Source organism: Pelagerythrobacter aerophilus (genome assembly GCF_003581645.1).
In the GTDB taxonomy this organism is placed as follows: domain Bacteria; phylum Pseudomonadota; class Alphaproteobacteria; order Sphingomonadales; family Sphingomonadaceae; genus Pelagerythrobacter; species Pelagerythrobacter aerophilus.
This window is the reverse complement of sequence record NZ_QXFK01000018.1, coordinates 26,933-48,984: the sequence shown is the minus strand read 5'-3', so window position 1 is coordinate 48,984 and position 22,052 is coordinate 26,933. Positions and strand designations below refer to the sequence as shown.

Genomic DNA, 22,052 nt, shown 5'->3' with positions numbered 1-22,052 from the left:
TCGCGAGTGGGCGGAGGCTGCGTTGGTGCTCAGATTGGTCACCGGGAACCAATTAGGTTGTAACGCTCCCCTCCTTTGAACCTCGGTGGAGTGCATATCCGGGTTCATGCCAGGTTTCCCGCATCCGCTGCGATCGCTGCCATGCCGGCCCTTTCCTTCGCCAGCCATATGCGCCATCATTGCTACGGACTGGTAGCGACAGGAGAGTTCCGTGCCCCAGCCCGAAGCAGCCGGTCGAGCGGAGGATGTACCGAGCCTGGTCGACGCGTTCCGCCGCACGCGTGCGCTGAGCGAAGGGCTCGCTGCGCCGCTGTCGGATGCCGATGCGACGATTCAGTCGATGGAAGACGCCTCGCCGGCCAAGTGGCACCTCGCGCACACGACCTGGTTCTGGGAGACCTTTCTGCTGCGGGACCGGGGCTCGGATTACCGGCTCTATCGCGAGGACTGGCCGTACCTGTTCAACTCCTACTACGAGGCTGAGGGCGAGCGGGTGGCTCGCGGCCGCCGCGGAATGCTTTCGCGGCCCACCCTGGCCGAAGTGCTGGACTGGCGCGCGCATGTCGATGCGGCGATGGAAGGCCTGCTCGGCGATCCCGAATGTGCCCCCCTGATCGCGCTCGGCATCGCGCATGAGCAGCAGCATCAGGAGCTGCTGCTGACCGACATCAAGCACGCGCTGTTCCAGAATCCCCTCGGCCCGGCGATGTGGGAGGGCAATGATAGCGTGAATCCCGGCGAAGGCGGGGACCTCGGGCAGCAGGGCTGGCATAGCCACCCCGGAGGGATCGCGATGATCGGCCAGGATGGCGAGGCCTTCGCATTCGACAATGAGGGGCCGCGACACCGCGTGCTGCTCGAGCCCTTTGCGCTCTCGCGTCGCCTCGTCACCAACCGCGAATGGGACGAGTTCATTGCCGACGGCGGCTACCGCGAGGCGCGCTTGTGGCTGTCCGACGGGTGGGCCTGGGTCACTCGGCATGGCGTGGAGGCGCCGCTCTACTGGCGGGAGGGGGAGCAATTCACCCACGCCGGCTGGCAGCCGCGCGATCCGGAGGCGCCGGTCACCCACATCTCCTACTACGAGGCAGACGCCTTCGCGACCTGGGCCGGCGCGCGGCTGCCGACCGAATTCGAGTGGGAAGCGATCGCGCGCGGACAGCACGAGGGTGATGCACCAGCGCATAATCCCGCCGGCGGCAACCAGCTCGATGGCGCCAGCCCGCCGCTGCCCACGGGCGGCGCTGGGCTGTTCGGCGACTGCTGGCAGTTCACCCGCTCGGCCTATTTGCCCTATCCCCGGTTCGCGCCGGCGGCAGGCGCGGTCGGCGAATACAACGGCAAGTTCATGAGCGGCCAATTCGTGCTGAAAGGCGCGAGCTGTGCCACCGTGCGCGGCCATTCCCGCGCCAGCTACCGCAACTTCTTCTACCCGCATCAGCGCTGGCAGTTCACCGGCCTGCGGCTCGCAAGGGATATTTGATGGCCGCAAACGAGGGGATGACACTCGTCGAGTTCGACGGGGACGGGGTCGACCGGGCGTTCCGCGCCGACGTCCTCGCAGGGTTGCGGCAGCCGCAGAAGGCGGTGCCCGCGCGCTGGCTCTATGACGATGCGGGCTCGCAGTTGTTCGAGGACATCACGCAGCTCGAGGAATACTATCCGACCCGCGCCGAGACGGAGATCCTGACCGAACGGGGCGGGGAGTTCGCGAATATGGTCGGCCCTGGCCGCGCGGTCGTCGAATTCGGCAGTGGCAGTTCGGTCAAGACGCCGCTGCTGCTGCGTGCGATCGAGCCTGCCGCATATGTGCCGCTCGACATCGCGGGCGACTTCCTGCGCATGGCCGCGGACGAACTGGCGGCCAAGTTCCCCGGCCTGCCAGTGTACCCGGTGGAAGCCGACTTCATGCGCAAGGTCGCCCTGCCCGAAGCGGTGGAGGGGATGCCCAAACTCGGTTTCTTTCCCGGCTCGACGATCGGCAACATGGTTCCGCGCACCGCGGTCGATCTCCTGCGCACCATGCGGGCCACGCTGGGGACCGGCGCGAAGCTGCTGATCGGAATGGACCTGATCAAGGATCCGGCGGTGCTCGAAGCTGCTTACGACGATGCCGCCGGCGTGACGGCGGAGTTCAACCTCAATCTCGCACGGCGGATCAACCGCGAACTGGGCGGCACGATCCCGGTCGACGACCTGCGCCATGTGGCACACTGGAACGACGGCTTCGCCCGGATCGAGATGCACCTGAAGGCACGGCGCGACCTGGCGTTCGAGGTCGCGGGCGAGAGGTTCTCGCTTAAGAAAGGGGAGACGATCCATACGGAAAATAGTCACAAGTTCTCCCGCCGCAGCGCCAACACCTTGCTGCTGGCGGGGGAATGGACGCCGGTATCCCGCTGGACCGACAGTAGCGAGCGTTTCTCGCTGATCCTCGCAGAAGCGACCATCCCGCGCAGCGCACCCTAAGCCGGGGAGATCTGCTTCGGCATCGCGCCCGACGTTCGGCATGGAACCCGACGCCGCGAACGCCTATATCCGCAACGTGGATCTCGATGCCCTCTACAACGCCGTCGCCGGAGTGATCGCGGAAATCCCGCGTTCCGGCCTCCTGCTGGCGACCGTCGCGGCGCTCCTTGCCGGCTGGGCCGGTTCGATCCTAGCACGGCGCGACGTGCCGTTCGGCCTGTTCATCCGGCGCGTGAGCACGCTGGTGCTGGCCGGCATCCTCGTCGTTCTCGTGCTCCAGCTCTCGCGCTTCGATCCGCGGATCGAACTTGCGGTGCCGCAGATCGGCCTGCCCGAGCAGGTCGTGGAAGGCGGTGAGACCCGCATTCCCCTCGCGCCCGACGGCCATTTCTGGCTTCGCGCCGAGGTGAATGGGGAGCCGGTCGCCTTCATGGTGGATACCGGCGCAACATTGACGGCGGTATCCACGCAAGTCGCGGACCGCGTCGGGCTCGAGCCGCGCACCGGTGGTATTCCCGTGCGGCTCAATACCGCCAATGGCACGATCTCGGCCGACATCACGACGATCGGTGAGTTACGCTTCGGCAACGTCGCCGCTCGCGGGCTCGACGCGGTGATCGCCCCGAACCTGGGCGAAACCAGCGTGATCGGGATGAACCTCCTCTCGCGCCTCCAGTCGTGGCGCGTGGAGGACAACACCCTGATCCTCGTTCCCCATCACCCACAGGCGCCGGCGGGCTGACAGGAGCGGTCTCGCTCCCCCAGTCATTGATGCCCGGCTCAAAGCGGCTTACTCGCGCGGTTATGGACGAGATGGGGGGACGGCCGGGTTCGGTCATCGGTGAGCGTGGCGCCTGGTTCTGGGCCGGATGCGCGGCGATCAGCCTGGGCGTGCTGCTCCACCTGCCGATGCTGGCGCATGCGCATGCCATGGACAACCATCTGGTGGGAATGGCGATGGACCCATGGATGTACCTCGGCATGGCGCTGATCGTGATCGGCGCGCCCCTCGCCTGTTACGGCGCACTGCCGAAGCGGAGGCCGAGGCACGCCGACGATGCCGGGACCAGCTATGAAGCGCCCGATTCGACGCCGCTCAATCGCTGGCACGCCGGTGTATTGATCGTCCTCACCCTCGGGCTGGTGATCGATGTCATGAAGCCGGCAACGCTCGGTTTCGTGTTGCCGGGCATGACCGGCGAGTATGGGATCACCGCTTCGACCGCAGCGCTGCTACCCCTCATTGCCTTGATCGGTACGACGGTCGGCTCCTTCATCTGGGGCTGGCTTGCCGACGTCTACGGCCGGCGAGTCTCGATCCTGCTCTCCACGATCCTGTTCGTCTCGACATCGATCTGCGGCGCCATGCCCGCCTTCGAGTGGAACCTCGTCATGTGCTTCCTGATGGGCGTTTCCGCTGGGGGCATGCTGCCGGTGGTCTATGCGCTGCTCGCTGAAGTCATGCCACCCCGGCACCGGAGCTGGGTACTGGTCCTGGTGGGCGGGACCGGCCTCGTCGGGGGCTATCTCGCCGCCAGCGCTTCGGCCCACCTCTTCGAGCCCGTGTTCGGCTGGCGCGCACTGTGGCTGCAGGGATTTCCGACCGGGATTCTCCTGCTCGCCCTGGCCCGGCTCATCCCGGAATCGCCGCGGTTTCTGGCGGAGCGGGGGCGCCATGCCGAGCTTGCGAGTATGCAACGGAAATTCGGGATCGTGCCGCGGGGCCGAGCTTCACCGCCCGCGGATGCGCCGGTCGCACACCAACGACATGGGCGCCTGACGCTCGCGCTCGCGATCGCGGCGCTGTCGTGGAGCTTCGTCAACTTCGGCCTGCTGCTGTGGCTGCCCAGCGACCTGCAGGCGCGCGGCTACTCGGCCGAACTGGCGAGCGGGACGATCGCGAGCTCGGCGCTGGTCGCCCTGCCGACGGTGATGCTGGCCGCCTGGCTCTACAGCCGCTGGAGCAGCAAGTGGACGCTGGTGGGGACGATCACGCTCACGCTGGTCGGCCTGGTCGGCGCACTGCTCCCTCCGGAGCTGCTTTCCTGGGAGCCGCTGCTGCTGGTGGTGATCGCCATGCTGATCATGGGCACGAATGGGATGATCGCGGTGCTCCTGCCCTATACCGCCGAGAACTATCCGCTCGGCACGCGGGGGCGGGCAACCGGGCTGGTGGCGGCGAGCAGCAAGTTCGGCGGCGTCGCCGTTCAGGTCTTCGCGCTGGTCGGTCTGATCCCGACGTTGGGCGGAGCGGCACTGGGGTTGCTCGTCCCGATGGCCGCCTCGGGCGGGCTCGTCGCCTGGGCCGGGCGCGAGACGCGCGGGCGCAGCCTGCGCGATCTGGAGGCCTAGAGCACTCGGCGGTGCGCTAGGTCCGGCGCGCTATGCTCAGCAGCAGAATGCACGCCAGCAGCGCCAATCCGGAGAGTAGCAGGAAGAGCGCGGCAAAGCCGAACGCAGGCACCAGTGCCAGCGCGAACCACGGCATGATGAGTGACGGGACGGTATTGGTCAGGTTGAACAACCCGAGATCTCGTCCCCGCGTCTGAGGCTTGGTCAGGACGCGCAGGGTCTGGCTGGAATGGAGCGCGAGGAACACGGTGCTGGCGAGGCCGAAGACCACGTAGCCGGCGATCGCCAGCGTCAATGAAGGGGCGAGCGCCATGACCAGCAGTCCGACCGCCGCGATACCGGCGCCCGCGGCCAGCGGGGCGATCGGCCGGTCGGCCTTGTCGGACCAGCGGCCGGTCAGCAGCGCCAGGGGCACGCCGACGCCGAGGACGATGAAAAGCAGCGTGGCGGTGTCGTTGTCGCTGTAGCCGGGCTCGATGCTGCGGAACCAGAGCAGCAAGTAGGCGAACAGCATGGCCTCGGCGATCTGGACCAGCAGGCGCGCCAGCCACATGCGTGCAACCGCCGTTCCGCCTGTGGCGGCCTTGCTCTCGTCGGCTTCCGCAGGCTCCCGCCGCGCCATGAGCTGCGGCATGGGGCGGGGCGCGCCGAACAGGAGGGCGGGCAAGACGAGGCCGATGACCATGGCCGCGACGAGGCCGAGCCTCTCGTCAGGTGAGGCCATCGCCGGCAAAGTGACGAGCGCACCCGATAGCGCGCCGAGCGCCGGTGCGAAGGACAGGAGGCCGCCCAGCAGCCCCTTCTGGCTGTCCGGCACCAGGTCTCCCGCCCAGGCCGCCAACGGCGCCAGCATCATGTTGAGGCAGATCTGCCAGAGCACGATGACCCCGATCAGCACCGGCACACTGGTCGCCGTGCTCACCGACAACAGCAGCAGGCACGACAGGACGAGTCCCGCCACAATCCATGGGCGGCGATCGCCGGTCAGGTCGCTGAGCCAGCCGAACGCGATGTTCGCCAGGCTTGCCGCGGTCGCTCCGGCGAAGGCGGTGTAGGCGAGTACGGAAACCGCGTCCTCCCCGGTGAGCGACGACACTCTGACCGGGAGAAGGATCGTCAGAAAAGGAACATAGGCAACCGCGCCGCCCGCGGCGGCAAGCGCGTAGAGGTAGAGGAAGCGGGTGGATTGCCGCGTGGGGGGAGCGGCGTCCTTCCCGTGGTCCACTGGAACGGTGGGTGCCGTCAGCGGCATGCTGGTCGTGCGTCCGGAAGTCATCGACGAATGATCGGCGCGGCGTTTCAGGCCTGGTCCACGGCGGTCGACGAACGGCGAGTGTTTCGGATCATGGTGGCGCTCTCCCTGATGCGAGATCGCGGACCCGCGATTCGGGTTCCGTTTTCGATGTCGCAGTTCTCGTTCGAAACCCTTTTCCCTTCGCGGTCAACGCCGCTGTGGGGAGGAAGCGTTGATCCCGTCGATCTCTCCCCCGAGTTTGTCCATCGGCAGCGTGTTGGCCATCGCATTGCGCCCGCCCATCCCGATGGGCCGGCCGCGGTCCAGCTCGTGTTCTCTTGCTCGGGTTCAGCTCGGCTCCGACCGGCAAATTGTGAATGTTCATCTTTTTCTTGAGAACGATCACAACGGTGTGTAGGCAATGATTTGGGAATGAGCGGGGACACCCCGCCGATATGTTTCGAGAGGGTTATTTTGTCCGGCTTCAGCCCGCGTTCCGTGAGCCCCTGTCGACGTCCGCGGATCGGTCGCTGGAACGGTCCCCGGCTTTCGCGCCACAGGCACAAGGCGGACACGTTCTTCGACGCCGACGCGGCCGAAGATATCGGAGCGCCGGCCCACCGTCAGCCTGGCGTGCGCTCTACTCGAAAAGAACATTCGCACCGGGGGAGGATCATAATGAATTGGCGCATCGAAATGGCGGCCTTGGGTCTGCTGGTCACGGCCTGCGGAGGCGCCATGGCGCAGGACGCAACGTCGGTCTCCACACCGCAGGCTGAAGCCGACCCGCAACTATGGCCGGCCGCTTCCTCGCCCGACGCGCTGACCGATCCTGCGACCGAGACGCGGATCGAGGGCTTACTCGCAAAGATGACGCTGGAGCAGAAAGTCGGGCAGCTCATTCAGGCCGACATCAGCGCGATCGAACCTGCGGACCTCGCCGCCTATCCGGTCGGCTCGATCCTCGCGGGTGGCAACAGCGGGCCCTATGGCAACGAACGCGCGAGCGCCGCGGACTGGAACCGCCTCGTGCGTGAGTTCCGCACCGCGTCGCTGGCCAACGCGGGCGACGGCTTGGCGATTCCGATCATCTTCGGTGTCGATGCGGTCCACGGCCACAATAATATTCCGGGCGCGACCGTCTTCCCGCACAACATCGGGCTCGGCGCTGCGCACGACGTCGACCTGATCCGCCGCATCGGCGCGGCGACCGCGCGCGAGATCGCGGCGAGCGGGATCGAGTGGACCTTCGCCCCAACGCTGGCGGTTCCGCAGGACCCGCGCTGGGGGCGGACTTACGAGGGTTACTCCTCCGATCCGAAGCTCGTAGCAGCCTATGCAGAAGCGATGGTGCAGGGGCTGCAGGGGGAATTGAAGGCAGGCGTCCCGCTTGCCGAAGGCAAGGTCGCGGCTACCGCGAAGCACTACCTCGCCGATGGGGGCACCGACAACGGCGTCGACCAGGGCGACGCGACGATTTCCGAAGAGGACCTCGTCCGCATTCACGCCGCGGGCTATCCGGTCGCGATCGAGGCGGGCGCGCTAACGGTGATGGCCAGCTTCTCGAGCTGGAACGGCGTCAAGCATCACGGCAACCATAGCTTGCTGACCGACGTGCTGAAGGACCGGATGGGCTTCGACGGCTTCGTGGTCGGCGACTGGAACGGTCACGGCCAGGTCGCCGGCTGTACCGTCACTTCGTGCGCCGCCGCGATCAACGCAGGACTCGACATGTTCATGGCGCCCGATAGCTGGAAGGCGCTCTATACAAGTACGCTCGCCCAGGCGCGCGACGGCACGATCCCGATGGCGCGCATCGACGACGCGGTGCGCCGCATCCTGCGGGTCAAGGCGAAGCTGGGCCTGCTCGACGATCCGCTGCGCGAGCGCGCGGACTATTCGGCGATCGGCTCGGCCGACCATCTGGCCCTCGCGCGCGAAGCGGTCGCCAAGTCGCTCGTCCTGCTGAAGAACAACGGGTCCGTCCTGCCGATCCGCCCCGGCGCGAAGGTGCTCGTTGCTGGGCCAGGCGCCGACAACATGGCGATGCAGAACGGGGGCTGGACTATCAGTTGGCAGGGCACGGACGTGGCCAAGGCCGACTTCCCCAACGGCCAGACGATCTGGCAAGCGCTCTCGAGCGCGATAGATGATGCCGGGGGAACGGCCACGCTGTCCGCCGACGGATCGTTCGACAGCCGTCCGGACGTTGCCGTGGTCGTGCTTGGCGAGACCCCTTATGCCGAGATGCAGGGCGACGTTCCCACACTCGATTACCAGCCGATCGGAGCCGAAGATCTCGCGCTGCTCCGGCGCTTGAAGGGGCAGGGCATTCCGGTCGTCTCGATATTCCTTTCGGGCCGCCCGATGTTCACCAGCCCGGAGATCAACGCGTCGGATGCCTTCGTCGCCGCCTGGCTGCCGGGCACGCAGGCGAACGGCATTGCCGACGTCCTCGTGGCGCGCCGCTCGGGCGAGCCGGCGCGGGACTTCAGCGGCACGCTGCCGTTCGACTGGCCGGCCGACGCGCGCTCTCCGGTCACGGAGCCGCTGTTCGACCGCGGCTACGGCCTGACTTATGCCGCATCGCAAACCATTCCGCAGTTGTCGGAAGATCTCGGCATCGATCTGGCAGAGGCGCTCAATCTGGAGACCTTCTTCGCCGACGGGCGAGCGCAGGATCCCTGGGTGCTGGCAGTGGCCGACGCGGGCGGCAAGCGTCCGGTCGGGCCGGGCGCGGCAGCCAGCCCGGGTGGGGCCGTCGCGGTTCGCTCGGTCGACGTGACCGCACAGGAAGACGGCAAGGCCTTTACCTGGTCCGGAGCCGGGCAAGTCCTGATCGAAGGCCCGCCGGCCAATCTCTCGGCACAGCATGAAGCCGGCGATGTGCTGCGGATCGACATGCGTGTGGACGATCCGGGGAGCGGCGAGGCACAGCTGGCGATGCACGGCCAATCGGTCCCGCTGACCTCCTGGCTCGCTGCGGCGCCGCGCGGCGAAGTTGCCACGCTGCGTGTGCCGCTGCGCTGTCTGTTCGCGGAGGGAGAGGTGCTGAAAACGGTTGGCAACGTCGTCCGGATCGACGGTGACCGCGGTCTTGCGCTGACGCTGCTCGAAGCGCGGCTGGAGGAGGGGCAGGAGGATCCCGACTGCACCCGCTGGTCGGGCGCGGACGCACAAAATCGGGGGGCACTGATTTTTTCAGACGACTTCAACGCCGGTTCGCTCGACCGCGACAAGTGGAGCGTCGTCGGCCCGGAATTCTGGGTCAACAACGAGCAGCAGGCCTATGTCGATTCACCGGAGACCATCCGTTTTCTGCCCGCAGGTGCGGTGCCCGGAGCGGAAGACGGCGTGCTGGTGCTGCAACCTCGGTTCAGCGAAGGCTTCGAGACGCCGACCGGCCGCGTGGCGGACTTCGTCTCGGGCCGCATCAATACGCGCGGCAAGTTCGACTTCACCCATGGCCGCGCCGCCGCCCGCATCCGCATGCCCGATGCGGAAGGGGTGTGGCCGGCCTTCTGGCTGCTCGGCAATGGCAACTGGCCCGATACGGGCGAAATCGACATCCTCGAATACGTCGGCGAGAAGGACTGGGTCGGCGTCGCGCTGCACGGTCCCGGCTACTCGGGCGAAACTCCGCTGGTGAACAAGCACTTCTTCGAAGATGGCACGGACGTCACCCAGTGGCACGTTTACGCCGTCGAGTGGTCCGACAGCGAGATCGTGTTCACCGTCGACGACCGCACCATCTACCGCGCCACCCGGCCGATGGTGGAGCATTACGGCCAATGGGTCTTCGACACGCCCAAGTTCGTGATCCTCAACTTCGCGCTCGGCGGCGCCTACCCGTTCAAGACGAATGGGATCGAGGAGCCGTACAACGGTCTGCCGGCCGAGACGGTCGAGCGGATCAAGGCGGGCGAGATCACAATGGAGGTCGACTGGGTTCGTGTTCACGCTGCCGAGTGACGGCCGCAGCTAGTCCTCCGTCGCTGCCGCGCGCTCGATCACCGGTCTCCATTCGGGCGCGACGGGAAGGGTGAAGCGCTCCGCCAGTTCCCACTCGATCTCGTCGGCGGTGAGAATGCGGCGTTCGGCCGTGCCGTCGGCCGCGCGTACTGTCAGGCGCCGCCCGGCAAGAACGTGGCGCGCCTCCGGAGTGGTGCGGGTGACGATCAGCCGATGGCGGAAATGCGAACTCGGATGGGTCGCGGTGTACCAGTTGGCCAGCTCGTAATCGACGTCCATCTGCGGCGCGCCCGTGATCCGGTAGGTAGGCCCCCATTCGTCCTCGATAAGCGCCTCGAGCTGCAATTCACCAGCAACGGGCACGAAACGAAAGGCCTCGTGCCCGGTCTGCTGCGGCTCCGCGCTGTCGAGGCGCAGAGGCGCCGTCGGCACGCAGCTTCCGAAACCGACGTCCGCCATCCATGGCTCGCCGTCGATCGTAACGCGGAGCGCCATGTGCGACGGCGGACGCAGCGGCGCATCGGGCGGCGACATCCAGTTGACCCGTGCGATCAGGCCCTCGACCTCGAACCCGATGGCCTCCAGCACGCGCTTGAACAGCCCGTTGTGCTCGTAGCAGTACCCGCCACGCCGTGCGCCGACCAGCTTGGCGTCGACTGCGGCCGGGGCGAGATCGATGCCGCGGTCCAGCAGCACGTCGATCGCTTCGAACGGAATGGATGCCGGGTGAAGCTCCTGCAAGGCAGCAAGCGCTTCCAGCGTGGGCGTGAGCGGCCCCGAATAGCCGATCCTGGCGCAATAGGCGCGGAGGTCAACGGCTGGCGATTCGCGTTGGGGGAGCACGACCGCGCTCATGCCGCCTCTCCATAGGGCCGCGCCGCGCGGGCTTCTTGCAGCGCGAGACTCCACCATACCAGCCGGCGGAGCATCAGTCGCATCGACGCTTCGGCTCGCTCCGGATACTGCAGCCGCCCTTCGCCGTCGAACTGCTCCCACGCGTTGACGAAGCTCACCGTGTCCCTGATGCCGACCGCGTGCAGCTCGGCGAAGACGCCGCGCAGATGCTCGACCGCACGCAGACCGCCCGAAACGCCGCCGTAGGAGACGAACGCCACCGGCTTCGCCTCCCATTCGGCGCGGGCCGCATCGATCAGTTCCTTCAGCGGGGCAGGGAAGCTGTGGTTGTATTCGGGCGTGGCGACGATGAAGGCATCGGCCCGTTCGATCTTCTCCACCAGCGCCGGAGCATTGACGGCCTGGGGGTCGATCGGGTCGAGCTCGAAGCCGCCATCGGCATTCAGGCGCTCGGTGATCCACGCGGCAATCGTATCGCAGAATCGGCCGGGTCGCGCGCTTCCATAGATCAGGCCAAGCCGTAGCGGATGATGCATCGTGTTCCTCCTTAAAGCGAGTAGAGGACGTGCTTATGAAACTTCAAGTAAGGTTTAGGTCAAGCACAGCGATAAACGGAAATTCCGCTCACAGAAATCAGTCTAGTGAAGGTGCTTCAGCTTGTCGGGGTTGCGCATGACGTAGATCGCGACAATCCGGTCGTCCTCGATCTCGAACGCAGTGGTCTGCAGTTCCCCGTCCGATTCCCGCGTCACGAAGCCGGGCAGGCCGCTGATGAAGCCGGTCCGCACGAGCGTGGAGTGGCGCTTGACGAACAGGGCAGCCAGCGCCTTGTGTACCTTCATCACGTGGTCGAACCCGATGATCGGCTGCGGCGCCGCCGGACGCTTGCCTCCGCCGTCCGCGTGCATGCTGACATCCGCCGCCAGCAGCGCACCGAGCGCACTCATGTCGCCGCTTCTCGAAGCGGCGTAAAATGCTTCGGCCAGTTCGAGGCCGCGCGTCTTCTCCAGTTTGTAGCGCGGCCGCGCGTCGCGGACGTGTGCGCGGGCCCGTGAAGCAAGCTGCCGGCATGCGGCCGTATCGCGCCCCACCGTCGCCGCCACTTCATCGAAGGACAGGCCGAACACGTCGTGCAGCAGGAACGCCGCGCGCTCCAGCGGCGAGAGCCGTTCGAGCGCCAGCATCAGCGGCAGGGTGACGTCCTCCTCGTCCTCTTCCTCCACGATCGGTTCGGGGAGCCACGGGCCGACATAGGTTTCCCTGCGTTGCCGGGCGGACTTGAGCTGGTCGAGGCACAGCCGGGTCACCGTACGGCGCAGGAAAGCCTCGGGCTCGCGTACTTCGGAACGGTCGGAGCGCATCCAGCGGATGAAAGCCTCCTGCACCACGTCCTCGGCATCGGCAACCGAGCCGAGCATGCGATAGCCGAGGCGCAGCAGCATCGGCCGCAGCGGGTCGAAACCCGCTGCGGCCTCGTCGGCTTGCGCCGTGCCGGTCACGCCGCCGCCCGGACGGCAGGCTCGTGCCACAGACCGAAGCCGACCGCGAGGCGGTTCCAGCCGTTGATCACGTTGATCATCAGGGTGAGCTTCACCTGCTCCTCCTCGGTGAACTGCGCCTGCAGGGCTTCGTAGGCTTGGTGATGCGTGTGCCCTTCGGACAACCGCGTCAATGCCTCTGTCCAGGCGAGGGCGGCGCGTTCGCGCTCGGAATAGCACGGCGCCTCCTGCCAGGCCGAGAGAAGATAGATCCGCTGCTCGGTCTCGCCCTTGGCCCGTGCCTCGGCGGTGTGCATGTTGATGCAGTTGGCGCAACCGTTGATCTGCGACGAGCGGATCTTCACCAGCTCGATCAGCGATGGCTCGAGGCTGCCCGCAACACGGGTCGAAGTATCGAGCCAGTCCTTCATCAGAGCGGGAGCGGCAGAGAAAGGGTCAATCTTGGCAGTCATGGTCGGTCTCCTTGTGGGTTCCGCAACCAAGACGAGATGGCCCCCGCCGAATGTGACATCGGGCTGAAAAAAGTTTGGCGGCTATCGCTTTGCAAAAGGCGCATCACCCACTCCCAACCCCTCCCGCAAGCGGGAGGGGAGCGAGACTTGCCGAGCCGCGGGCGAGGCTAGTCGCAGCGGGGTGGGCGACCTGTCGGACGCGCTCCGCTCAAGGCATTGCGAGGGATTATCCCCTCAATCGCCAGCCCATCCGCCGCCCAGCGTGCGGAACACGTCGATCTGCGCGCGCGACACTTCGGCGTCCTGAGCCGCGAGCTGCGCCCGCGTTTCCGCGAGAGTGCGTTCGGCGTCCAGCCGGTCGAGTGAGTTGATCTGCCCCTCGCGCTGCTGTGCGCCGACGATGCGAAAAGCCCGTTCCGCTTCCTCGCTCGCCGATTGCAGCGCGCGGCGGCGCTCGATCGCACGGGCGTAGTTGGACAGCGCGGTCTCGGTTTCCTCCAGCGCGGTCAGGACGGCGCCGTCGAAGGCCGCCAGCGCGCCCTTGGTATCGGCCTCGGCCGCATCGATCCGGGCGCGCACCGGTTCCTGGTTGGGGAACGTCCAGCTCAGCAGCGGCCCGAGCAGCCAGCGCAGCGGGCCGCCGGTGAAGATGTCGCCGATGTCGGGCCCGGTCGACCCGGCCGAGGCGCCGAAGGTGATGCGCGGATAGAGATCGGCGGTCGCCACCCCGATCCGCGCCGTCGACGCGGCGAGGCGCCGTTCGGCCGCGCGCACGTCGGGCCGGCGCGCGAGGAGCTGTGCCCCGTCGCCGACCGGCAACGGCTGCTCGATCTCGAGCACGATGCTGCGTTCCCCGGCGATCGGCGGCAGTTCCGCCGGCGCGCGCCCGGTCAGCGTGGCGAGGCGGAACAGGGCGGAGGCACGCGCGGCCTCGAGCAAGGGGATGTCCGCCGCGCGCTGGTCGCGCAGGGTAGCGATGCGGGCGACCGCGAGGCCGCTTTCGAGCCCGGCCTCGTACCGCTTGCGGGTGAGCGTGAGCGATTGGTCCAGCAGTGCGACGATCTCGCGCGCCACGCGGAGCCGTTCGGCGCCCGAGGCGGCATCCGCATAGGCGCGCGTGGTGTCGGCGACGACCATGACTCGCACCGCATCCGCGTCGGCCTCGCTCGCGGCGAGATCGGCCTGCGCCGCCTCGATGCCGCGGCTCACCCGTCCGAACAGATCGACTTCGTAGGAGACGTCGATCCCGGCATCGTAGGACCAGTCCTCCCGGTCCGCACCGGGGGGCACCTGGCCTTCCGGCGCCCGGCCGTAAGTGCCGCCGGCGCCGATCGAGCTCTGCGGCAGGCGGTCGCCGCGCGCACCGCGCAGACCGGCCCGGGCGCGCTCGATGCGGGCCACCGCTTGGCGCACGTCGGTGTTCGCCCTCAGCGCGTCCTGCACCAGCGAGTCGAGCACGGGGTCGTCGTAGAGACGCCACCAGTCGGCGGGCAGCGGTGCAGGCGTGAACACCGGATCGCTCGCAGAAAGGAAAGGGCCGGACGACGCGGGGCGGGGGGGAGTAGGGGCGTAGTCCGGCCCCACCGCGCACCCCGAAAGGGCGAGCGCGGAAAGGGTCGAGAGAGCAAGGGAACGGAACTTCATTATGGCACCTATTCGGCAGGCTGTAGGGCGTAATCGCCGCTGCTGCGGCCGCCGCGCAGGCGGGCGATGCGATCGCCCAGGGCACGGCAGACGACGTAGAAGGTCGGGGTGAAGATCAGGCCGAAACCGGTCACGCCCAGCATGCCGAAGCACACCGCCGTTCCCAGCGCCTGCCGCAGCTCGGCGCCGGCCCCGGTTGCGATCACCAGCGGCACCGAGCCGAGGATGAATGCGAAGCTGGTCATCAGGATCGGGCGCAGGCGGGTCTTCGCCGCCTCGACCGCCGCCTGAGCCGGCGAGAGCCCGTGCTGCTCCTCGCCCTGACGGGCGAATTCCACGATCAGGATCGCGTTCTTCGCCGCCAGTGCGATCAGCACGACCAGGCCGATCTGCGTCAGCACGTTGTTGTCCATCCCGCGCAAGTTCACCCCGATCATCGCCGCGAGCAGGCACATCGGCACGATCAGGATGATCGAGAGCGGCATGACCAGGCTCTCGTACTGCGCCGCGAGGACGAGGAAGACGAGCAGCACGGCGAGCGCGAAGACCAGCGCGGCGGTGTTGCCGGCGAACTTCTGCTGGTAGGCGATGCCCGTCCATTCGAAGTCGTACCCGCGCGACAGCGCCTCGCCGGCGACCGCCTCCATCGTGTCCAGCGACTGGCCCGAGGAGAAGCCGGGTGCCGTATCGCCGTCGACCGCGACCGCCGGTGCGAGATTGTAGCGGGTGACCCGGTAGGGTCCGGTCGTGTCGCTCAGCGTTGCGACCGATCCTATCGGCACCATCGCCCCGTTGGCGGAGCGCATGTGCAGGTTGGCGATGTCCGCCGGGTTGTCGCGGAACTGGGCGTCGGCCTGCGCGGTCACGCGGTATGTGCGGCCGAGCAGGTTGAAGTCGTTGATGAAGGCCGAGCCGAGATAGACCTGCAGCGTGTTGAAGATGTCGGACGGGGAAACGCCGAGGATCTGCGCCTTGTCCCGGTCGATATCGGCGCGCACGCGCGGCGTACCGGTCTCGAAGAAGGTATAGACGCCGGCGAGTCCTTCCTGCTCGTTGGCCTTCGCGATGACCGCCTGGGCGATCTTCTCGAGCTCGCGATAGCCCTGGCCGTTCTTGTCCTGCACCATCATGCGGAAACCGCCGGCCGAGCCGATGCCGCGGATGACGGGGGGCTTGACGATCATCAGGCGCGCCTCGCTGATGTCGGCGGTCGCCTTCTGCGCCTCGGCGATCAGTGCGTCGACGGTCTGTCCCTTGTCCGCGCGCTCGTCGAAGTCGTCGAGCACCCAGTAGGCGGCGGCGGAGCTGGCGGACTGCGTCTCGGACGTGCCGTCGAAGCCCGAGAGCATGACGACACCGTCGATTCCGTCGATCGGCAGGACGCGGTCGGCCACCTGCTTCATCACTGCATCGGTGCGCGAGGTGGCGGACCCTGCCGGGAGCTGCACCACGGTCAGGAAGTACGCCTGATCCTGCTGCGGAACGAAGCCGGTCGGCGTCATCCACAGCGCGGCGCCGGTCAGCGCGATCAGACCGGCATAGGCGGCCATCATGCGCCGGGGCATGGCGACCATCCGCGCAGTCCATCGGCCGTAGCTTTCGCTGAAGCGGTCGAACATGCGGTTGAAGGCGTCGCCGGCGCGCTCGATCGTCCGGCGCCAGCGGGCACCTTCGGGAGCGTGCTGGTGCGGGCGAAGCAGCAGGGCGGATAGAGCGGGCGAGAGGGTCAGCGAGACGATCAGCGAGATCACCGTCGCCGCCGAGATCGTCACCGCGAACTGCTGGTAGAAGGCGCCCGACAGGCCGCCGATGAACAGCGTCGGCACGAATACGGCGCAGAGCACCAACACGATCGCGACCAGGGCCGCTCCGACCTCGTCCATCGACGTGCGGGCAGCCTGCAAGGGAGACATGCCCGCTTCCAGATTGCGCTCGACGTTCTCGACCACCACGATCGCGTCGTCGACCACGATGCCGATCGCCAACACCAGCCCGAAGAGCGAAAGATTATTGAGCGAGTAGCCGAGCGCCGCCAACACCGCGAAAGTGCCGATCAGCGAGACCGGAATGGCCAGCACCGGAATCAGCGAGGCGCGCCACTTCTGCAGGAAGACGACGATCACCAGTACGACCAGCACGACCGCTTCGAGCAGTGTGTCGACCACTGCGTCGACCGACTGCTGGATGAACTCGGTCGGGTTGTAGACGATGCGGTATTCGAGGCCGGCCGGGAAATCGGCGGCGAGTTCGTCCATCGTTTCCTTGACCACCTCGGCCGAGGCGAGGGCGTTGGAACCGGGCTCCTGCAGGACCGGAATGATGACGGACTCGTTGTCGTTCAGATAGGCGGAGGTGCTGTAGTCCTGCGCGCCGATCTCTACCCGGGCGACGTCGCTGACGCGCACCTGGCGCCCGTCGGCATCGGTGCGGATCACCACGTTCCCGAACTGCGCCGGGTCGGTGAAGCGTCCCTGCGTCTCGACGTTGAGCTGGAACGCGCTCTCGGGGCTAGGCTGCTGACCGAGGATGCCGGCGGCGACCTGCACGTTCTGCGCGCGCAGGGCGGAAACGATGTCGCCCGCCGTGAGGTTGAGCGCCGCGGCGCGGCCGGGATCGATCCAGATCCGCATGGCGAGCTCGCGGCTGCCGAAGAGCTGGACGTCGCCCACGCCCTCGATCCGCGCGAGCCGGTCCTTGATCCGGGTCTGCGCGTAGTTCGACATGTATTCGCGGCTGAGCGATCCGTCGGGCGAGATCAGGTTGACGATCAGCAGGAAGTCCGGCGTCGTCTTGCGGGTGACGATGCCGAGCCGCTGCACTTCCTCGGGCAGGCGCGGCTCCGCGATGGCGACGCGGTTCTGCACGAGCACCTGCGCCTCGTCGAGGTCGGTGCCCTGCTCGAAGGTGACGGTGATCGTCACTCGCCCGTCGCCGGTCGACTGGCTCGAGAGGTAGAGCATGCCGTCGACGCCGTTGATTTCCTGCTCGATCGGGTTGGCGACGGTCTCCGCCACCGTTTCGGCCGAGGCGCCCGGGTAGGTTGCCGTCACCGTGACGGTGGGTGGCACGACCTCCGGATATTGGGAGACCGGCAGGAAGAAGTACGAGATCGCACCGATCAGCGTGATGATGACGGCGATCACCCCGGCGAAGATCGGCCGGTCGATGAAGAAACGGGACAGGCGCATTGCGGCCTCCTGGTGGAATCGATCAGGTCAGGAAGAGGAGGGGAGCCGTCAGCCGGCGATCGTCGCCTCGCCGGGAGGTGCCCCGGCAACGGCAGTTTCCGGCTTGTCGGAGGTGGGCGGGGCGATCTTGCCGGCCTTCGGGGTCACCTTTGCGCCCGGCATGGCCATCTGCGTGCCCTTGATGACGACGCGGTCGTTTGGCGAAAGACCGCTGCGGATCACGCGCAGGCCGCCGATCACCGGGCCGAGCTCGACCTCCTTGGCCGCGACCGTACCGTCCTTGGCGACGACCAGCACCAGCTTGCGCGTCTGGTCGGTCTGGATCGCGGTGTCGGGCACGAGCAGGGCTTGCTCGGTACCGCCGCTCGCCATGCGCATGTTGCCGAACATCCCGGGGGAGAGGAAGTTGTCGGGATTGCGCACCACGGCGCGCGCGCGGATCGTGCCGGAGTTGGGATCGAGGCCATTGTCCGTGAAATCGAGCGTGCCGTGCCAGGCGTAGTCGGTTTCGTCCTGCAGGCGGATATCGATCTGCGCCCCGCGCTCGCGCCCTTCGCGGCGTGCTTCGAGGAACAGACCTTCGGACCCGTTGAAGGTGAAGTAGAGCGGGTCGGTCGCGTTGATCGTGGTCAGCAGCGTGGCGGAGGGGCCATCGCCCGCGGCAACGAGGTTGCCGGGATCGACACGGCGGTCGGAAATACGCCCGGTGATCGGGGCGCGGACCGTCGTGAATTCGACATCGAGGCTGCGGGAACGGACTCGTGCCTGCGCTGCCGCCAGTGCAGCCTGGGAGGCCGTCACTCGCGCTTCCAGCGCGTCGATCTCGCTCTGCGCCACGGCATTGTCGTCGATCAGGCGCCGCGCGCGCTCCAGCTCGGTGCGGGCGAGTGCCAGGTCGCTACGTGCGGTGGCCACGCCGGCCTGCGCTTCGGCGAGGGCGGCACGGTAGGGGCGGGGGTCGATCGTGAACAACGGCTGCCCCTTGCGGACGATCTCGCCATCGCGGAAATGCACGGCGGTGATCTCGCCGGACACGCGCGGGCGCAGCTCGACGCTGCGGCTCGCCTCGAAGCGGCCGATGTAGTCGTCCCACTCGGTCACTTCCTGTTGCAGCGGAGCGGCAACCGTCACCACTGGCGGCGGCGGAACTGCGGCGGGCGCGCTGTCGCCGCGCAGCAGATACCACGCGAGCGCTACGGCGACGATGAGCGGAACGATCCACATCAGCCGCCGCCGCGAGCGCGATTGCGCAGGGAGATCCGCATCCTCGGCGTCCTCCAGTTGCGTCATCTCGATGGGCGTCAGGTCATTCATCTGGCGATCCTCAATTCTGCACGACTGCCGGCCCGTTCGATGGGCGCAAGCAGCCGTTCCGGGGAGCGAGGCACCCGGAGGAGTAAAACTGTTCGAGCAATCAGAGGCCCGGAATTCCGGGCGTGGATGTCGGGCAAGAGATGCTGAGGGACAGCCGCACGGAGACGCTATGAGTCCCGCGCAGAACCACCCCGCAACGTTCTATACTGATAAGTATGTAATCTGGCGTTCAGGTCAAGGGCTAGTTCTGTACCGACCGATACTTTTTTCTGCAGCGCAGCATTTTCAGGCGCTTAGCGCCCCGGCCAGATCGCCAAAGCGGCTTCCGCAACGCGCTCCAATTCGTCCCGACTCGCGCCCGAACCTGCCTGAACGGAGATGCCCTGAAGCAGGGCGAGCAGGTAACGGGTCATCGCTTCCGCCTCGACCGGGATGGTGAAATCGCCTTCGTCGATCGCGCGCTGCATTCGCTCCACGATCGCACAGCGCGCGGTCTGCGCGCGGGCCTGAACATCGTCGCGGATCGGCGACGCCTCGTTGCTGCAACTGACCGAGGCGATCACGCCGAGACAGCCTGGGCATTCGCTGGTGATGTTCTCGATCGTGCCGGAGAGCATGCGCTCGGCCACGCCGCGCGCGGTCGGAGCTTCGAGCGCGCTTTCGACATAGGCGAGCTTCTCCGCCTGATAGAGATCGAGCGCGCGCTTGAAGAGCGCTTCCTTGTTGCCGAACGCGGCATAGAGGCTTGGTCGGGTAATCCCCATCGCCTCGGTCAGGTCGGTAAGCGAGGCACCGTCGTACCCCTTCGTCCAGAACACGCGTAGCGCGCTGGCAAGTGCCTCGTCGGTATCGAATTCCCGCGGGCGCCCTCTCTGAGCAACCTGTTCCATATCGAACGGTATGTAATGTTGCTGCAAACAAGAGTCCAGCTAACGCCCGTCATGCCGTGGCAACCCAGCCGCGGAAGGAAAAGCCGGCATAAAACAGGGCGATGTCGGAAAAACCCGCTTCGGCCAGCAGCGTTTCGTCCTCTTCGGCCGGAAGGACCGGCAGGTGCTGTGCCATGGTTGCGGCGGTCGCGGAGGCCTGCGCGAAGTCGCCCCCGTCGCGGTTTGCGAAGGCGATCGACCGGGTCAACCAGCGCCGAATGTCGCTGCCCTTCGGGGCGCTATGATGCGCGACCACGAGCGGCGCGCCCGGTGCCATGCGCCGCCGAAGCTCCCGCAGTGTGCGCAGCCGCTCCGCCTGCGGCAGGAAATGGAGCGTCAGCAAGCAGGCCGCACCGTCAAACGGGCCGGCCGGTGCGTCGTCGATCACGCCGTGCACAAGCCGAATCTGCGTCATGCGCCCATCGAGAACGTCGCGGGCGAGATCGAGCATCGCTGCCGAGGGATCGACGCCCACCAGCCGCCAGCGCGGCTGCGCATCGGCGAAGGCCTTCAGTTCCAGTCCGCCGCCTGCGCCGAGCACGAGAATGTCCGCCGGCCCGGGCGCGTGCTCGGCAAGCAGCAGCATCGCCATGCGCTGGAGGTCCGCGAAGCCGGGCACCTTCTGCGGCGTGCTCTCCGCATAGTGCGCGACCATCGCAGGGTCGGTGAAGGGAGACAGCAGATCCATCTATCAGCCGAACACCAGCGCCCGGTGCGCCGAGGTGCCCGCGGTCACCCCATCTGCGACGGCCCAGCTCACGCTGTGCGGCGCGCGGGCGATATCGCCGGCGGCATAGACGCCGGGCACCGAGGTCATCTTGTTCTCGTCGGTGCCGATCAGCGGCCCGAACGGGCTGTCCTCGATTGCAACACCCAGTTGTTCCGCGAGGGGGCTGGAGAGACAGGATTGCGGGGCAATGTAGAGCGCTTCGACCTGCCGGTGGCGACCGTCCTCGAGCGCGATCGACGAAAGCGAGGTGCCGTCACCCTCCAGCCGCATCGCGACACCCGGCTCGACCGCGACACCGCGCTGGGCGAGCGTTTCGGCATCCGCGGGATCGAGATCGGCGCCGTTGAGATACAGCGTCGTCGGCCCCCACTCGGCGATCAGAAGCGCATGATGGACCGACATCGGGGTGCGGTAGAGAACCCCGAGCGCGCGGTCGCTGAACTCGAACCCGTGGCAATAGGGGCAGTGCAGCACCGTCTTGCCCCATCGCTCCTGAAGGCCCGGGATATCGGGCAGGACATCGCGGAGTCCGAAGGCCAGGATCAGCTTGCTTGCGGTAAGCTCGGCGCCACCGGCAAGTGTGATGCGGAAAGCGTCGCCATCCGCACGGGCCTGAACGGCCTCACCGTCGAGAATCTCCACGCTCGGGTAAGCGGAAAGCTGCGTGCTCGCCGTGTCGAGGATCTGGCGCGGATCGCTGCCGTCCTGCCCCAGAAAACCGTGCGACGCCTCGGTGAAGCGGTTGCGCGGCTTGCCCGTGTCGATCACGCGGACGCTGCGCCGGGCGCGTGCCAGATAAGTCGCTGCGGCGAGCCCGGCAAAGCTCCCGCCGACGATGACGGCGTCATGCTTCATGTGCATTCTCCAGGGTAATGGTGTCCGCCGCATCCGGCATCATCGCGACCACGTCGGTATTCAACTGCGACAGGGTGACTTCGCCGAAGCGGCGGAGCAGCAGAGCCTCAGCCTCGTCGAAAGCGCTGCCGAGCGCGGCGTTGACGGCCTTCTCGACGAGACAGCCCGGCGCCTCGGTGCGATTGCCCATGGCGAGGATCTCCGGTTCGCCCAGCGCCTCGTAGATGTCGCGCAGCGTGATCCGTTCGAGATCGCGGGCGATGATCCAGCCGCCGCCATGCCCCTTCTCGGAGCGGACGAGGCCCGCTTCACGCAGCCCGGCCATCAGGCGCCGGACCACCGCCGGGTTGGTTTCCATCGCGCGGGCGAGAATCTCGGACGTCCGAGGCCCCGGCTGCCGCGCCATGTGCAGCAGGATGTGAAGGACTCCGGAGAGGCGGCTGTCGCGTTTCATGTAACTTCAAATGATACGTGAGTCGCCGTTTGTCAATTCCTCCGCTTGCGAGAAGAGAAATTAGCTGGGTCATCGAGGAGCGTGACGCTACGGCGCTCGCATGAT

17 protein-coding genes are annotated in these 22,052 nt (G+C 67.2%); 5 read left to right on the top strand and 12 right to left on the bottom strand.

What is annotated here, in order from left to right:
* The first annotated feature begins 211 nt into the window (after nucleotides 1-211).
* The 4 genes from egtB (at nucleotide 212) to D2V04_RS11035 (ending at nucleotide 4,821) form a co-directional block, all read left to right on the top strand.
* Entirely contained in the window at nucleotides 212-1,483 is a 1,272-nt protein-coding gene (gene egtB / locus D2V04_RS11050) for an ergothioneine biosynthesis protein EgtB (protein ID WP_119513758.1), read from the top strand.
* A complete protein-coding gene (gene egtD, locus D2V04_RS11045) occupies nucleotides 1,483-2,469 on the top strand; it encodes an L-histidine N(alpha)-methyltransferase (RefSeq protein WP_119513757.1) in 987 nt (328 codons plus the stop codon). Before egtB ends, egtD begins: the two co-directional genes overlap by 1 nt.
* Nucleotides 2,470-2,509: 40 nt before the next feature.
* Entirely contained in the window at nucleotides 2,510-3,211 is a 702-nt protein-coding gene (locus D2V04_RS11040; RefSeq protein WP_228766387.1) for a retropepsin-like aspartic protease family protein, read from the top strand.
* Nucleotides 3,212-3,273: 62 nt separating this feature from the next.
* Nucleotides 3,274-4,821: an MFS transporter gene (locus tag D2V04_RS11035; protein WP_228766386.1), complete on the top strand. Its 1,548-nt coding sequence runs from the start codon at nucleotides 3,274-3,276 to the stop codon at nucleotides 4,819-4,821.
* A 16-nt stretch (nucleotides 4,822-4,837) separates the two neighbouring features.
* Here the strand turns inward: D2V04_RS11035 and D2V04_RS11030 are convergent, their stop codons facing one another.
* Nucleotides 4,838-6,097 carry an MFS transporter gene (locus D2V04_RS11030; RefSeq protein ID WP_228766385.1) on the bottom strand — a complete coding sequence of 420 codons (1,260 nt, stop codon included), beginning with the start codon at nucleotides 6,095-6,097 and terminating at the stop codon, nucleotides 4,838-4,840.
* A gap of 636 nt (nucleotides 6,098-6,733) precedes the next feature.
* On the opposite strand from D2V04_RS11030, the gene D2V04_RS11025 reads away from it, so the two are divergent.
* Entirely contained in the window at nucleotides 6,734-10,027 is a 3,294-nt protein-coding gene (locus D2V04_RS11025) for a glycoside hydrolase family 3 N-terminal domain-containing protein (RefSeq protein WP_119513755.1), read from the top strand.
* Between the two features lie 9 nt (nucleotides 10,028-10,036).
* On the opposite strand, the gene D2V04_RS11020 is transcribed toward D2V04_RS11025, so the two are convergent.
* The 11 genes from D2V04_RS11020 to D2V04_RS10970 all read right to left on the bottom strand — a co-directional run bounded on the left by D2V04_RS11020 (nucleotide 10,037) and on the right by D2V04_RS10970 (nucleotide 21,947).
* Nucleotides 10,037-10,882, bottom strand: coding sequence for an arylamine N-acetyltransferase family protein (locus tag D2V04_RS11020; protein ID WP_119513754.1), 846 nt, complete (start codon nucleotides 10,880-10,882; stop codon nucleotides 10,037-10,039).
* Complete coding sequence (locus D2V04_RS11015; protein WP_119513753.1) at nucleotides 10,879-11,418, bottom strand: NADPH-dependent FMN reductase; 540 nt, start codon at nucleotides 11,416-11,418, stop codon at nucleotides 10,879-10,881. The genes D2V04_RS11020 and D2V04_RS11015 overlap by 4 nt, the downstream gene beginning before the upstream one ends.
* A gap of 102 nt (nucleotides 11,419-11,520) precedes the next feature.
* On the bottom strand, nucleotides 11,521-12,381 hold the full coding sequence (locus D2V04_RS11010) for a sigma-70 family RNA polymerase sigma factor (protein WP_119513752.1): 861 nt from the start codon (nucleotides 12,379-12,381) through the stop codon (nucleotides 11,521-11,523).
* Entirely contained in the window at nucleotides 12,378-12,833 is a 456-nt protein-coding gene (locus tag D2V04_RS11005) for a carboxymuconolactone decarboxylase family protein (protein ID WP_119513751.1), read from the bottom strand. The genes D2V04_RS11010 and D2V04_RS11005 overlap by 4 nt, the downstream gene beginning before the upstream one ends.
* A gap of 234 nt (nucleotides 12,834-13,067) precedes the next feature.
* Complete coding sequence (locus D2V04_RS11000; protein ID WP_119513750.1) at nucleotides 13,068-14,477, bottom strand: efflux transporter outer membrane subunit; 1,410 nt, start codon at nucleotides 14,475-14,477, stop codon at nucleotides 13,068-13,070.
* Nucleotides 14,478-14,485: 8 nt separating this feature from the next.
* Nucleotides 14,486-17,665 carry an efflux RND transporter permease subunit gene (locus tag D2V04_RS10995; RefSeq protein ID WP_119513749.1) on the bottom strand — a complete coding sequence of 1,060 codons (3,180 nt, stop codon included), beginning with the start codon at nucleotides 17,663-17,665 and terminating at the stop codon, nucleotides 14,486-14,488.
* 48 nt (nucleotides 17,666-17,713) lie between these two features.
* Nucleotides 17,714-18,979, bottom strand: coding sequence for an efflux RND transporter periplasmic adaptor subunit (locus D2V04_RS10990; RefSeq protein WP_119513748.1), 1,266 nt, complete (start codon nucleotides 18,977-18,979; stop codon nucleotides 17,714-17,716).
* Between the two features lie 293 nt (nucleotides 18,980-19,272).
* Entirely contained in the window at nucleotides 19,273-19,869 is a 597-nt protein-coding gene (locus tag D2V04_RS10985) for a TetR/AcrR family transcriptional regulator (RefSeq protein ID WP_119513747.1), read from the bottom strand.
* A 49-nt stretch (nucleotides 19,870-19,918) separates the two neighbouring features.
* On the bottom strand, nucleotides 19,919-20,596 hold the full coding sequence (locus tag D2V04_RS10980; RefSeq protein WP_119513746.1) for a class I SAM-dependent methyltransferase: 678 nt from the start codon (nucleotides 20,594-20,596) through the stop codon (nucleotides 19,919-19,921).
* 3 nt (nucleotides 20,597-20,599) lie between these two features.
* Complete coding sequence (locus D2V04_RS10975) at nucleotides 20,600-21,493, bottom strand: NAD(P)/FAD-dependent oxidoreductase (protein WP_119513745.1); 894 nt, start codon at nucleotides 21,491-21,493, stop codon at nucleotides 20,600-20,602.
* Nucleotides 21,483-21,947, bottom strand: a complete 465-nt coding sequence (locus D2V04_RS10970; protein WP_119513744.1) for an Rrf2 family transcriptional regulator — start codon at nucleotides 21,945-21,947, stop codon at nucleotides 21,483-21,485. Before D2V04_RS10970 ends, D2V04_RS10975 begins: the two co-directional genes overlap by 11 nt.
* Nucleotides 21,948-22,052 lie beyond the last annotated feature (105 nt).

Bases quoted from the DNA above. Each gene is read 5' to 3' on its own strand.
- egtD (WP_119513757.1), top strand. From the start codon at position 1,483: ATGGCCGCAAACGAGGGGATGACACTCGTCGAGTTCGACGGGGACGGG.
- D2V04_RS11040 (WP_228766387.1), top strand. From the start codon at position 2,510: ATGGAACCCGACGCCGCGAACGCCTATATCCGCAACGTGGATCTCGAT.
- D2V04_RS11035 (WP_228766386.1), top strand. From the start codon at position 3,274: ATGGACGAGATGGGGGGACGGCCGGGTTCGGTCATCGGTGAGCGTGGC.
- D2V04_RS11030 (WP_228766385.1), bottom strand. From the start codon at position 6,097: ATGACTTCCGGACGCACGACCAGCATGCCGCTGACGGCACCCACCGTT.
- D2V04_RS11025 (WP_119513755.1), top strand. From the start codon at position 6,734: ATGAATTGGCGCATCGAAATGGCGGCCTTGGGTCTGCTGGTCACGGCC.
- D2V04_RS11020 (WP_119513754.1), bottom strand. From the start codon at position 10,882: ATGAGCGCGGTCGTGCTCCCCCAACGCGAATCGCCAGCCGTTGACCTC.
- D2V04_RS11015 (WP_119513753.1), bottom strand. From the start codon at position 11,418: ATGCATCATCCGCTACGGCTTGGCCTGATCTATGGAAGCGCGCGACCC.
- D2V04_RS11005 (WP_119513751.1), bottom strand. From the start codon at position 12,833: ATGACTGCCAAGATTGACCCTTTCTCTGCCGCTCCCGCTCTGATGAAG.
- D2V04_RS11000 (WP_119513750.1), bottom strand. From the start codon at position 14,477: ATGAAGTTCCGTTCCCTTGCTCTCTCGACCCTTTCCGCGCTCGCCCTT.
- D2V04_RS10995 (WP_119513749.1), bottom strand. From the start codon at position 17,665: ATGCGCCTGTCCCGTTTCTTCATCGACCGGCCGATCTTCGCCGGGGTG.
- D2V04_RS10990 (WP_119513748.1), bottom strand. From the start codon at position 18,979: ATGAATGACCTGACGCCCATCGAGATGACGCAACTGGAGGACGCCGAG.
- D2V04_RS10985 (WP_119513747.1), bottom strand. From the start codon at position 19,869: ATGGAACAGGTTGCTCAGAGAGGGCGCCCGCGGGAATTCGATACCGAC.
- D2V04_RS10980 (WP_119513746.1), bottom strand. From the start codon at position 20,596: ATGGATCTGCTGTCTCCCTTCACCGACCCTGCGATGGTCGCGCACTAT.
- D2V04_RS10975 (WP_119513745.1), bottom strand. From the start codon at position 21,493: ATGAAGCATGACGCCGTCATCGTCGGCGGGAGCTTTGCCGGGCTCGCC.
- D2V04_RS10970 (WP_119513744.1), bottom strand. From the start codon at position 21,947: ATGAAACGCGACAGCCGCCTCTCCGGAGTCCTTCACATCCTGCTGCAC.